Genomic DNA, 12,002 nt, shown 5'->3' with positions numbered 1-12,002 from the left:
ACCGATACCCTCGATGTGTCGCGGAGACCTGGTGACACCGGTCACACTGGCCATGGCGACCCTGCCCGGTCACCGGGCCGCCCGGCCACATCCGCAGGCCGCCGCTCCGTACGGGAGAAACACCATGCGTCTGTGCACCGCTCTCGTCCCCGCCCTCGCCCTCGGTACCGCACTGGCGTCGGCCGCCACGACGGCGTCGGCCACGGCCGGCACCGCACCGGCCCCGGCCGTCGGTGCGCCCGGCATCTGCGCGGAAAAGGACCTCGACCTGCGGGCCGCCCCCGGCGGGCAGCAGAACGTCGTCCGGCTCGACGTCACCAACCACGGCCCCCGGGCCTGTGTCGTGGACCGGCTCCCGACCATCACCTTCCGGGGCCTGGACGGATCCGCCCAGCCCTCTCCCCCCGCCGAGAGCGCCCCGTACACGCTCGCGCGGGGCGCTCGGGCGTACGCGGCCGCGCGCACGGCGGTTCCGGGGACCACGGAGGGGCATGTCGTGGCCGGCCTGTCCGTGGCGGCCGACCCCTCCCACGTGGGCGTGACGTTCCCCGCACGCGCGGTCGGCATGCCCGGCGGGGTCCACGTCTGGGAACCGGTCACCACCTGGTGGCACGACTCGCGGGCCGCGGCGGACCGTGCCCTGGCGGACGCGCCGGCCTGAGCACGGGCCGATCCCCCACCACGCCGCCCCCGGGCCGACGTCGCCCTCGGTCCCCCTCAGCCGTGCAGCAGGACCGGGAACGCCTCCATGTCGTTCTGGGTCATCACCGGCAGCTTGCGGATCCCGTCGTCCGGGACGGCGGCCCGCAGCCCCGGGAAGCGCGCGAACAGGGCGGGCAGCGCGATGCCTGCCTCCACCCGGGAGAGCGCCGCGCCGGGACAGATGTGCGGGCCGTGGCCGAAGGTCATGTGCCGGATCGGCGTCGGCCGGGTGATGTCGAACTCGTCCGCGTCCGGCCCGTGCTGCTCGGTGTCGCGGCCGATGACGCGGTACGAGATCACCACGCCCTCGCCCTTCGCGATGACGTCGTCGCCCACCCGGATGTCCTCGGTGGCGAACCGCATCAGCAGATGGGTCGTCGGGGTGTCCCAGCGCAGCGTCTCCTCGATCACCGTCTCCCACGCGACCTCGCCGTCGAGTACCTTCCGCAACTGGTCGGGGCGGGCGAGCAGCGCCCGTACGGAGTTCAGGATCAGCCCGATGGTCGTCTCGTGGCCGGCGGCCACCATCGCCTTGAGGTTGCCGATCACCTCCTCCTCGGTGAGCGGCTCACCGCCCTCCTCGGCGAGAATCAGCGCACTGGTGAGGTCGTCGGCGGGACGAGCGGTCCTCTCCCGGACGAGAGCGGTGTAGAACTCGTCCAGCTCGGCGAGCAGCGCCAGCCGTTCGTCCTGCGGTGTGAGCATCGAGAAGAATGCCTTGTACCGCTTGAGCAGCATGGGGTGTTCTGCCTCGTCCACCCCCATCAGCATGCCGATCACCCGCATCGGCAACGGCTGCGCGAAGACGGCCTTGAGGTCGACGACGCCGTCCTCGCTCCGTTCGCCGTGCTCGGCGAGGGCATCGAGCAGTTCCTCGGTGAACTCCTCGATCCTCGGGCGGATGTCCTCCAGCCGACGCGGGGTGAGTGCCTGCGAGGTCTTGGCGCGCAGACGCCGGTGCTCCGCACCGTCCACGGTGAACATGGAACGCCCGGCGTCGATCATCCCGATGAGCGGCCAGGCCCGTGTGACCTGCCCGTTCCTCCAGAGTTCCCAGGCGTCGATGTCCTTCACCAGACGGGGGTCGACGAGCAGCCGACGTGCCGCGGCATGCCGGGTGACGGTCCATGCGGGCACCCCGAGCAGTTCGATCCTGGCGAGCGGGCCGACGGCGCACAGACGCGCCGTCTCCCCGTCGAGATCCTGGACCAGCGGGTCGATGACGACGGTCCCGTCGGACGAAGCGGTGCCCCGTGCGGCGGCGGCGTGCGGGCAGCTCACGAGAAGTCTCCTGTCGGACGTACGGGTGTGAACCGGACGGGCAGCGCGGTCATCCCGCGCAGGAAGGCGGACTGCCGCCGGACGAGTTCCGCGGCCGGTACGGACAGCGCCAGGTCGGGCAGCCGGTCGAGCAGCACCTCGATGCCGGTGCGGGCGATGGTCTCCGCGATCTCCTGGGCGGGAAAGGGGCAGCGGTACTCGCCGTGGCTGAATGCCAGGTGCGCGCTGTTGCCGTGGGGGCCCGACGGCCCCGCCCCCGTCGTGAGGTGCTGCCGGATGTGCGGGTCGGTGTTGGCCGCGCCCAGTCCGAGCAGCACCATGTCCCCGGCGCCGATGTCCCGGCCGCCCAGCCGGGTGTCACGGGAGGCCCATCGACCGGCGAGGATCTGTGTCGGGCATTCCTCCCACAGCACTTCGTTCATGGCCTCGGCGACGCTGTGCCGTCCGTCGGAGAGTGCGACGGCGAACTGGTCGTCGGTGAGCATCAGCCGCAGTGAGTTGCCGATCCAGTCGGCGGTGGTCAGATGCCCGGCGGCGGTGATGGCCATGAGGTCGAGCACGTACTCCTCGTCGGTGAACGCGCCGGGGTGGGCCAGCATGCGGGACGTCACGTCATGTCCGGGCGCGGCCCGTCGCACCGTCAGCAGGCGCCTCATGTGCTCCCCGAACCGCAGGTGGGCCTCCTGCGCGCCGGGGCCGCCGTCCGCGAGGTCCCGCAGCACCTCGGCGATGCGCGGTCCGTCGGCGTCGGGGAAGCCGATGAGCCGGGCGAGGACCAGTACGGGCAGCGGGACGGCGAAGTCGGCGATCAGGTCGGCCGTTCCCCGATGGCAGAAGCCGTCGATGATCCGGTCGGCCAACTGCTCGCAATGTCCCCTCAGTTCGAATGGTTCGACTTCCTCCAGCGCCTGCCCCACCATCACGGCGTGGCGTCGGTGCTCGGCCCCGGCCGTGAAGTAGATGGAGGGCATCGGCCGCCCGACCATGGGTAACAGCGGCCAGTCCTCCGGGACGCGCTCCCACTGGTTCCACAGCGCCACGTCCCTGGGGAACAACTCGCCGTCGCTGGTGACCTGGTGGAGTTCGCGGTAGCCGATGACCAGCCAGGCGGGGAAACCGCCGGGCAGTTCCACGGGCACCACGGGACCGTGCTCCCTCCGCATGGCGCGGTACAGGACCTGCGGCTCGGTGTGGAATTCGGGACCGCCGAGCGGAACCGCGGCAGCACCGACAGCCATGGGGCAGCCGCCAAGCGCACCCGCCGTGGACGCGGTAGGACGATTGGGCGTGGCTGACGCGGGCGTCGTCATCGTACGGACACTCCTGTGACGAGGGCTTCGCTCGGCGCAGTGATCGAATGATCAAAGCGGCTTCACTATAGGGAAGTTCAGTGATTCTTTGGCCACTCATCGCAACTATTGTCGCCACATACTCGATCACAGAAGTTCAATTTCAACGCATAATTAATCAAAGGGAGCGCCTCGCATCAACGGACGCCCGGGGCCAAGGGCCGTCCCGCAATCCGTGGCGGATCGGCGCGCGGGCACGAGCCCCCCGCTCCGGCGCCGGGGATCGCCCCGCGGCACTCCGCGCGCCGCCCGGAGCCGTTGACTATCGTGGCCCCGCGTAGGGACGGCCCGGAACGGACCGGGCGGAGCACATGGGCCGAGTCGATGGACAGAGAGCGGATGATCGAGGGCGGACACGACCGGCGGGTGCGGGTGCCGGTGGGGGACGATGCCGAACGGTGGGTCACCCGGGGCGCATGCCTGCGGGTGCTCGTCGTCGTGCACAACGTCACCGCCGCCACTCGACTGCTCGACGTGCTGCCGCTGTTCGACGACGACCTGCGCATCCAGTTGCTGGCGACCTGCACGGGCTCCTCCGCGTTCGCGGCAGGCACGGCGGAGTTGCTGGCCGACACCGGGGTGCCGGTGCTGCCGTGGGAACAGGCGGTCGAGACCTCTTTCGACCTGACGATCTCGGCCAGCTTCGGCGGTCGACTCGACGCCTTGTCCGGCACATTGGTCATCCTTTCGCATGGCATCGGCTACACCAAGAGGCTGGCGACACCGGACACCGGACACGGGTCGGGCAGGGCTTCTGCTCCCGTCTTCGGGCTCGCGCCGGAATGGCTTCTCGCGCACGGTGCGCCGATCGCGGACGCGCTCGTCCTCTCCCACCCCGAGCAGTACGACCGTCTGCGCCGAGCCTGCCCGGAAGCGGCACCGACGGCCGTCCTCGCCGGTGATCCCTGCTTCGACCGGATGCTCGCCGCCCGGCCGCATCGTGCGCGCTTCCGCCGGGCACTGGGGGTACGACCGGGGCAGCGGCTCGTGCTGCTCAATTCGACGTGGAACTCCGAGTCGTTGTTCGGCGACGGTGGCGACGGAGGTGACGTGGTCGCCCGTCTGCTGGACCGGGTCGCGGCCGAATTCCCCGTGGACGAATACCGTTTCGCCGCGGTACTGCATCCCAACATCTGGCATGGCCACGGCCCCGGCCAGATCCGTTCCTGGCTGGACCGTGCGCGGCGCGGCGGGCTCTCGCTGATCGACCCGTTGCACGGATGGCGGCAGGCCCTGCTGGCCGCGGACGCCGTGATCGGTGACCACGGCTCCGTCACCTACTACGCGGCGGCCCTCGGCACCCCGGTGCTGCTGGGCGCCGCCCCGCTCGACTCGCTCGACCCGGACGCCCCGATCTCCTCGTTCATGCGTGAGGCACCGAAGCTCGATCCCGAGGCATCACTCGTCGCGCAGGTCCGCGGTCTCCTCGCGGCTCATCGGCCGCCGGCCGGACCCGCCGAGTTCACCACGTCCGTGCCGGGCGAGTCCGCCGCCCGGTTGCGTCGGTTGTTCTACGCGTCGATGAAAACGCCCGAGCCCGACGGGCCGGCCTCGCTGGAACCGCTCCCGCTGCCCGACCACGAGCCGGGAAGGATCACCGTGCCCCTCCACGTACGGTCGCGGGTGCTCGGTCCGTGCGAGGTCGCGGTCGGCCGCCGGGCGACCCGTGGACCGGCGGCGGCCCCGGACGACGGCGAGGAACTCCATGTCGCACTGCACGAGGACACCCGGGACGTGGACCAACTGGACCTTGCCGATGTCGTGTTCCGGGACGGGGTACCCGACGACCCGCGTCTCGGCTCGCCGTCCGACTGGACCGCGGAGGTGCTGCGCCGCCACCGGAACTGCTCCCTCGCCGCCTACGCGACCGGAACGTCGGAGTGCGTGGTCCGGTTCCGGGGCGAGCAGCCGCTCCTCGTGACGGCCGGGCCGGATGCCGGTGCGGATCCCACCGCGTACGCGTCCGCCCTGTACGCCTGGCTGGCCGCGGGCGGTCGTGACACGTCGCCGCCCGCGGAGCGGCTCGCGCGGGCGATCGACGACGGGCTCCGGGTACGGACGGGTGACCGGGTGCACCGCGTACGCGTCGTTCCCCTGCCGGCGACGACGACGGCAGGGGAGCGGCCTGGGGAGCCATAGGGGGTGACCTGGCCTCACCCGGTGAGGCAGCGCGCCCGCATCCGCCGAAGGTGCGACAGGTGGTATTCCGCGCGTTGGCCGTCGAGTGTCGTGATCGCCTCGTCGATCAGCGGCAGGGCCGCGTCGGTGTCGTCCTCGTCGAGCCAGGTCTCGGCAAGGTCGGTGAGCGTGCGGGCCGTGTTGTACGTGTCGCCGGCCGTCCGGAAGTCATGGAGTGCGGCCTCCAGCCGCCGCCGGGCCTCCTCCCCTCGGCCGAGTCCGCGCAGGGCCCGTCCACGATGGCGTTCCAGCAGGGTCGTGGCCCGTGGCACATCGGCCAGGCCGTCGTCCCGCTCGTCCATCGTGTCCAGGATCCCGCCGGCCTCGTCGAAGCAGTCGTATGCCTCCTGATGGCGCCATTGCCGCAGCCTCAGCAGACCCAGGAACTCGACGGCCGACGCGTGGCCCCGCTTGTGGCCTGCCGCCTCCTCGGCCCGCGCTGCCGCGAACGCCTCCGTCTCCGCCTCCTCCCAGCGCCCCAATTCGGTCAGGGTGTGAGCGAGTTGAGCGTGGAGCGCTCCGGCCTCGGTGCTGTTCGGCAGATGGGTGTCGGCCAGCCGCGCTCCGACGCGCAGGGCCGGCAGCAGCATCTCATGGTGTCCCGCCTTGAGCTGCAACGGCCACAGGGCGCGACACAGCCGCACGGCCGTCTCCGGGGCGCCCGACTCCTCAGCGCAGTGCACGGCCTCGATCAGATTGCCCATGTCCGCGAGGAGGGCGTCGAGTGCCGCGCCCCGGTCCTCGTACCGCCGCTCGGCCGCGTCGCCCGCGGGCGCCGGCACCCGCCAGCTCTCCGGGAACGCCTCGTGGGCCGCCGACGACGCCCGGTCGGCGTAGGCCAGCACCGTGTGCGCGAGAGCCGCCGAGCAGGCGGCGATTCCGTCCTCGCGGACTGCGGCGGCCTCGGCGTGCGCGCGGACACCGGGGCGGTAGTGGTGGCGCCGGTCCCCGCTTCCGTCCGGGCCGCGCTCCAGGAGCATGCCGTCGGCGAGTTCGTCGAGGAGGCCGGAGACGACGTCCGGGGCCAGGCCGGTGGTGCGCGATGCCACCGCGGCGTCGAAGGCGGGCCAGTCGCGCAGGGCCATCAGTCGGTACACCCGGGCGGCCTCCGGCGTCAGGAGGCGGTAGCCGTCCTCCGCCGCTCCCCGCACCGGATCGTCGGCCGCCGTGCCGACCGGTGCGGGCGGCCGGGACGCGGACAACCGGACCGCTGCCGCCCGCAGGGCATACGGCGAGCCGCCGCAGCGCGTCAGCAGCGACGGCAGGGTGGCACGGGCGGCGGCGACGGTGGACTTGTCGGTGATCTCGGTGAGCAGCCGTACGGCGTCCTTGTCCGTCAGCGGCCCCACCGGCACCCGCAGGGCGTCGAGGCCGGGGAACGGGGATTTCGCGACGACGATCGTGAAGACCCCCGGTGCGGACGTGAGGAACGGCCTGACCTGTGCCGCGGAATGCGCGTGGTCGAGCACGACCAGCAGCCTGCGGTCCGTCCCGGTTCCTCGCGCGGTGCACCCTCCCCGGCACCGTCGCCGTCACCGTGCGGATCTACGTTAGCGGCACGGGGGCCGGCATCTCGTGGAGATCGTGGTGGTGTTCGGCCTGCTTCGGGGAGGACCTGCCGCGCAGGGGGACGAATCGGATGGGCGCCCGGAGTGCCGGGCGTCGGTGCCGAGCAGGCGGGTGCCACCGGCGGGTCGGCACCCGGGCCCTCGCGCGGCGCCCGGCCGACGTTCATTCATGGGATTGCGGAAAGACTCCCGGCACCCGATGTCTACCCGTGAGTAACTCTGCCTGCTTGGATGGGCGACGGCAATCGTCCACCCCCCTTTCCGCACCGGGAGACCCCGTGCCGCACACCTCGATCCGCCGAGTTTCCGGCGTGGCCCTGGCCACCGCGCTCGCCGCGGCCGCACTGGCCGCGAACGTTCCGCAGGCGTCGGCGGCGGACACTCCGTCGCTGCGCGTCCTGACGTACAACACGTTTCTCATGAGCAAGAACCTCTACCCGAACTGGGGGCAGGACCACCGGGCCGCGGAGATACCGAAGACGGACTTCTTCCGGGGCAACGACGTCGTGGTGCTGCAGGAGGCGTTCGACAACGGGACCTCCGACGCGCTGCTGCGCAACGCCGCCGACCAGTACCCGTACCAGACGCCGGTGGTGGGCCGGAGCAGGAGCGGCTGGGACGCGACCGGTGGGGCGTACTCGGCCACCACCCCGGAGGACGGCGGCGTCACCGTGCTCAGCAAGTGGCCCGTCGTCCGCAAGGAGCAGTACGTCTTCAAGGACGCCTGCGGCAGCGACTGGTGGTCCAACAAGGGCTTCGCCTATGTCGAGTTGGATGTCGACGGCACCCGCGTGCACGTGGTGGGTACGCACACCCAGTCGACCGACTCCGGATGCGGAGCGGGCGAGGCCGCCGCGAAGCGCAGCCTGCAGTTCAAGCAGATCGGCGCCTTCCTCGACGCCAAGAACATACCGGTGTCCGAACAGGTCGTCGTCGCGGGTGACTTCAACGTCGACTCGCGCTCGGCCGAATACGCCTCCGTGCTCGCCGACGCGGGATTGTCCGCGGCCGACGCCCGTACCGGCCACCCGTACTCGTTCGACACCCGGGACAACTCGATCGCCGCCGACCGCTACCCCGACGACCCCCGGGAGGACCTCGACCACGTGCTGCACCGGACCGGACACGTCAGGCCGTCCGGGTGGACGAACACGGTGATCGAGGAGGAGAGCGCGCCCTGGACGGTGTCGAGCTGGGGCAGGAACTACACGTACACGAACCTCTCCGACCACTATCCGGTGGTCGCCGCCGCCCGGTAGCACGTGATCGGGGCCCGGCCCGGACGAGCGGCCCAGAAGGTTTGTTCGCACTCCTCTACGATCGTGCGTGTGTGCGCAAACGTCATGGTCGCCGAAGACGACGAGAAACAGGCAGAGCTCGTACGCCGCTACCTCGAGCACGAGGGGCACTCGGTCACGGTCGTCGGGGACGGGCTCGCCGCCCTCGCCGAGATCCGGCACCGCGAACCCGACCTGCTGGTGCTCGACGTGATGATGCCGCGAGCCGACGGCCTGGACGTGATACGCGTGCTGCGCGCCGAGCACCGCGAGCTGCCGGTGCTGATGCTGACGGCGCGCAGCACCGAGGACGATCTGCTGCTGGGGCTGGACCTCGGCGCGGACGACTACATGACGAAGCCGTACAGTCCGCGCGAGTTGATGGCACGGGTGCGGACGCTGCTGCGGCGCAACCGGCGGGTGGCGGCCGCGGAGCCCGTCGAGGACCAGGTGCTGCGGGTCGGTGCCCTCGCGGTGGACCCCGTCCGGCACGAGGTCTCGGTGGAGGGGCGGCTCGTGGAGTGCACCCGCGGCGAGTTCCGCATCCTCGCCGCCATGGCGGCCGAGCCCGAGCGGGTCTTCTCCCGGCAACGGCTCCTGGAGGAACTGCACGGCTTCGACCGGTACATCAGCTTCCGAACCGTCGATGTGCACGTCATGAACCTGCGAAAGAAGATCGAGCGCGCACCGCGCCGTCCGGCCCGGCTGCTCACCGTCTTCGGCGTGGGGTACAAGCTGACCGACCCGGCGAGGAGCACCCCGCGGGCCGCGTCGCCGGGTACGTCGTCCACCCGGGCCGGGTCGCCGCGGACGCCCTCCTCCCGTGCGTCGTCGTAACAGGATGCGCAGCGCGCCCCGGCACCCCGAGGAGCAGTCGCGCCGTCGTGACCGACCGGGCCGGCTGCCGCTCCGCAAGAGCCTGTTCGGCCGTCTGCTTGCCGTGTCGGCGCTGGTGGCGGCCTGTTCGGTCGCCGCCACCGCCTGGCTGGCCGTGCAGACCACGTCCGGCGCCATCAAGCAGGAGCAGGGGCAGAACCTCACCGCCGACGCCAGGATCTACAACACCCTGCTCGGGTACGCGGCCTCGCACCCCACCTGGCAAGGTGTCGACAGCACCGTGCGCGACCTGGCGAAGCAGTCCGGTCGGCGCATCGCGCTCACCACCGAGCAGCACGGGCCGCTGGCGGACTCCGCCGCTCAGCCGTCCCCTCCCGACCTGCCGCCCCAGGCCTCGGCGATCGTCGATCCCCTGGCCGTGGACACTGCCCTGTCCCAGCCGGTGGGCCCGGCGGGCACCGCGGCCGACCGCGTCGACCCGCGGGCGGTCGGCCCCTTCCGGCTGACCGCTGCGGAACGCACCACCTTGCAGCGGCATGCCGAACTGACGGTGGCGTGCCTGAACCGGACCGGGGTCGCGGCGGACGTGGTGCGGGGCCCGAGCGGACGCCCACGCATCCAGGTGGTCGGCAATGACCCGGACCGGGCCCGGAGCGCTCGGTGCGCGTCCGAGGAGCTGGACGTGCCGACCGCGACCGAACGCAGTGCGCTGAAGGCGCTCAACCGGCTCGCGGACGCCTGCCTGAAGCGCCAGGGACGTGACGGCGTACAGCTGAATCTCGACCTCTCCTGGGAGGAGCACCCGGAGGCGCCGACGCCCGTCCCCCGGCAGAGGGCGGCGGCCGAGGCGACCGGCCCCGTGCCGAGCATCCGCACCGGTGACGACGACCGCGCCACCGCCTCGTGCGTGGGCACGGCCCGCCGCGAGCAGCTCAGCTCCTACGTCGCCTCCCCCGCGATGCTGTTCATCGGGGACGACGGTGGCACGACCACCGTGCCCGGTTTCGCGCTCTCCCCCGCGAACACCGCGAAGATCGCGGGCGTGGCGGCCCTCGTCCTGGCACTCACCGTCGGGGCCACGATGCTCGCGGGTGCCCGTCTCGTACGGCCGTTGCGCGCCCTGACGGGGGCCGCGCAGCGCATGCGGGACGGGGAGGACTCGGTACCCGTACTGGTCACCGGTGACAACGAGATCGGGCGGCTCGCCGCCGCCTTCAACGACATGTCCGCACACCGCGCCCGGCTCGAAGGGCAGCGCAAGGACATGGTCAGCGACGTCGCCCACGAACTGCGCACCCCGCTCAGCAACATCCGCGGCTGGCTGGAGGCGGCGCAGGACGGTCTGGCGGAGCCCGACCCGGCGTTCATCGCGTCGCTCCACACGGAGGCGGTGCAACTGCAGCACATCATCGACGACCTCCAGGACCTGGCCGCCGCGGACGCGGGCGCGTTGCGCCTGCACGTCGAGCCGGTGCGCATCGAGGAGGTGCTCGGCCAGGTCGCCGCGGCCCACCAGGGACGGGCGGAAACCGCCGGGGTCGCGTTGACGGTGCGCGACACGGCCGTCGGCCGTCCCGTCCCCGGGCTGCCCGCCGACCCGGTCCGGCTGCGCCAGGCCATCGGCAACCTCGTCTCCAACGCGGTGCGCCACACCCCGGCGGGCGGACACATCACCTTGCACGCGTACCCGTCGGCGTCCGCGGACCAGGTGGTGGTGGACGTCACCGATACGGGAAGCGGCATCCCGGCCGCCGATCTGCCCCATGTCTTCGACCGGTTCTGGCGGGCGGAGAAATCCCGCAACCGCCGCACCGGGGGCAGCGGCCTCGGCCTCGCGATCGTGCGGAAGCTCGTCGAGGCGCACGGCGGCTCGGTGACCGCGACCAGTACCGAGGGGCAGGGGTCGGTGTTCACGCTGCGGCTGCCCGCCGCCCCCGTGGGAGCGGGGACGCGAAGGAAACCGGACAGCTGGGCGGGGGCGGGGACGTCCGAGGCGATCGGGACGGGTGAGGCGGAAGGGACCGGCACGGGCACATCGGCGCACCGCGCCCCGGGCGGTCCGCCCGGGGAACGACCGGCCTGATGCGATGACCACGGCGATCTGACAGCTTCCTCACAACTTCACGTCAGCCTGTCGGCATGCCTCGGGCGCCCGGTACGAACCGTGTCCGGGAACGCCGGAGGCCGACCTGAATTGGAGTCATGTCTATGCCGTCTCGTTCGTCCCTGCGTACCGTCCTGCTCGCGGCCGTCGCGGCAGGTGCGGTACTCGTTCCGTCCGCCGCCGCCTTCGCGGACGCCCCGGCGCCGTCGGCCCCGTCCGCCGAGAGGTCGGCCGCCGCCCGTGTCGAGGAGGCCCCGAGCCCCGAGCCCGCCCGGGGCTCGGCGTCGTCGACCGCTCCCCGCGGCGGTGTCGCCGCGGGCGAGGACCCCACCCCGGTCCCGGCCGAGCGCGCGGCTGCCGCGAAGCGTGCCGCCGCCGCGGCTCCCCGGGGCGGGGTGGCCGCCGGCGAGCGGCCGGCCGCGGCCTCCGGCGACAGCACCACCGTCCTCGTCGGTTCGGCGGCTGCCGCACTCCTGATGGCCGGTGCGGGCACGATCGTGCTCCGTCGGCGCACCGTCGGGCAGCCGGGCCGCTGACCCTCCCGCGCGTCGGCACCGTCCCGCCGGTGGCCCGCCCCGCGCGGCAGCCCGCGCCGGGTGACCGACCGCTCGGCGGCTGATGTTCTCGTGGCGCCGCCCCGTCCGGCGCGCACCAGGACGGGGCCGGCTCGTCCACCACGTCGGTGTCACCGGATTCCCCGCAGGGC

At 72.4% G+C, this 12,002-nt stretch carries 9 protein-coding genes; 6 read left to right on the top strand and 3 right to left on the bottom strand.

All coding sequences use genetic code 11. The annotated features are described in order from the left end of the window. The first annotated feature begins 31 nt into the window (after positions 1-31). Positions 32-661, top strand: coding sequence for a DUF4232 domain-containing protein (locus ACFC79_RS10515; RefSeq protein WP_376237794.1), 630 nt, complete (start codon positions 32-34; stop codon positions 659-661). 56 nt (positions 662-717) lie between these two features. On the opposite strand, the gene ACFC79_RS10510 is transcribed toward ACFC79_RS10515, so the two are convergent. Both ACFC79_RS10510 and ACFC79_RS10505 read right to left on the bottom strand, forming a co-directional pair. Continuing rightward, a complete protein-coding gene (locus ACFC79_RS10510) occupies positions 718-1,983 on the bottom strand; it encodes a cytochrome P450 (RefSeq protein WP_376237792.1) in 1,266 nt (421 codons plus the stop codon). Further along, positions 1,980-3,293 (bottom strand): cytochrome P450, encoded by a 1,314-nt coding sequence (locus ACFC79_RS10505; RefSeq protein ID WP_376237789.1) that lies wholly within the window; start codon positions 3,291-3,293, stop codon positions 1,980-1,982. Before ACFC79_RS10505 ends, ACFC79_RS10510 begins: the two co-directional genes overlap by 4 nt. 363 nt (positions 3,294-3,656) lie before the next feature. Between ACFC79_RS10505 and ACFC79_RS10500 the strand changes: the two genes are divergently transcribed. Next, on the top strand, positions 3,657-5,471 hold the full coding sequence (locus ACFC79_RS10500) for a hypothetical protein (RefSeq protein ID WP_376237787.1): 1,815 nt from the start codon (positions 3,657-3,659) through the stop codon (positions 5,469-5,471). A 14-nt stretch (positions 5,472-5,485) separates the two neighbouring features. Here the strand turns inward: ACFC79_RS10500 and ACFC79_RS10495 are convergent, their stop codons facing one another. Beyond that, a complete protein-coding gene (locus ACFC79_RS10495) occupies positions 5,486-6,979 on the bottom strand; it encodes a hypothetical protein (RefSeq protein ID WP_376237784.1) in 1,494 nt (497 codons plus the stop codon). Between the two features lie 377 nt (positions 6,980-7,356). On the opposite strand from ACFC79_RS10495, the gene sph reads away from it, so the two are divergent. The 4 genes from sph to ACFC79_RS10475 all read left to right on the top strand — a co-directional run bounded on the left by sph (position 7,357) and on the right by ACFC79_RS10475 (position 11,832). After that, positions 7,357-8,337: a sphingomyelin phosphodiesterase gene (gene sph, locus ACFC79_RS10490; RefSeq protein ID WP_376237781.1), complete on the top strand. Its 981-nt coding sequence runs from the start codon at positions 7,357-7,359 to the stop codon at positions 8,335-8,337. A gap of 84 nt (positions 8,338-8,421) precedes the next feature. Further along, on the top strand, positions 8,422-9,192 hold the full coding sequence (locus ACFC79_RS10485; RefSeq protein ID WP_376238298.1) for a response regulator transcription factor: 771 nt from the start codon (positions 8,422-8,424) through the stop codon (positions 9,190-9,192). Positions 9,193-9,196: 4 nt separating this feature from the next. Then, positions 9,197-11,275 (top strand): sensor histidine kinase, encoded by a 2,079-nt coding sequence (locus tag ACFC79_RS10480; RefSeq protein ID WP_376237778.1) that lies wholly within the window; start codon positions 9,197-9,199, stop codon positions 11,273-11,275. Positions 11,276-11,400: 125 nt separating this feature from the next. Continuing rightward, positions 11,401-11,832: a hypothetical protein gene (locus ACFC79_RS10475; RefSeq protein ID WP_376238296.1), complete on the top strand. Its 432-nt coding sequence runs from the start codon at positions 11,401-11,403 to the stop codon at positions 11,830-11,832. Positions 11,833-12,002 lie beyond the last annotated feature (170 nt).

It is taken from the genome of Streptomyces sp. NPDC056061 (assembly GCF_042266885.1).
GTDB lineage: Bacteria > Actinomycetota > Actinomycetes > Streptomycetales > Streptomycetaceae > Streptomyces.
This window is presented reverse-complemented; position numbering and strand designations above follow the sequence as displayed.

Bases quoted from the DNA above. Each gene is read 5' to 3' on its own strand.
- ACFC79_RS10505 (WP_376237789.1), bottom strand. From the start codon at position 3,293: ATGACGACGCCCGCGTCAGCCACGCCCAATCGTCCTACCGCGTCCACG.
- ACFC79_RS10500 (WP_376237787.1), top strand. From the start codon at position 3,657: ATGGACAGAGAGCGGATGATCGAGGGCGGACACGACCGGCGGGTGCGG.
- ACFC79_RS10485 (WP_376238298.1), top strand. From the start codon at position 8,422: ATGGTCGCCGAAGACGACGAGAAACAGGCAGAGCTCGTACGCCGCTAC.
- ACFC79_RS10480 (WP_376237778.1), top strand. From the start codon at position 9,197: ATGCGCAGCGCGCCCCGGCACCCCGAGGAGCAGTCGCGCCGTCGTGAC.
- ACFC79_RS10475 (WP_376238296.1), top strand. From the start codon at position 11,401: ATGCCGTCTCGTTCGTCCCTGCGTACCGTCCTGCTCGCGGCCGTCGCG.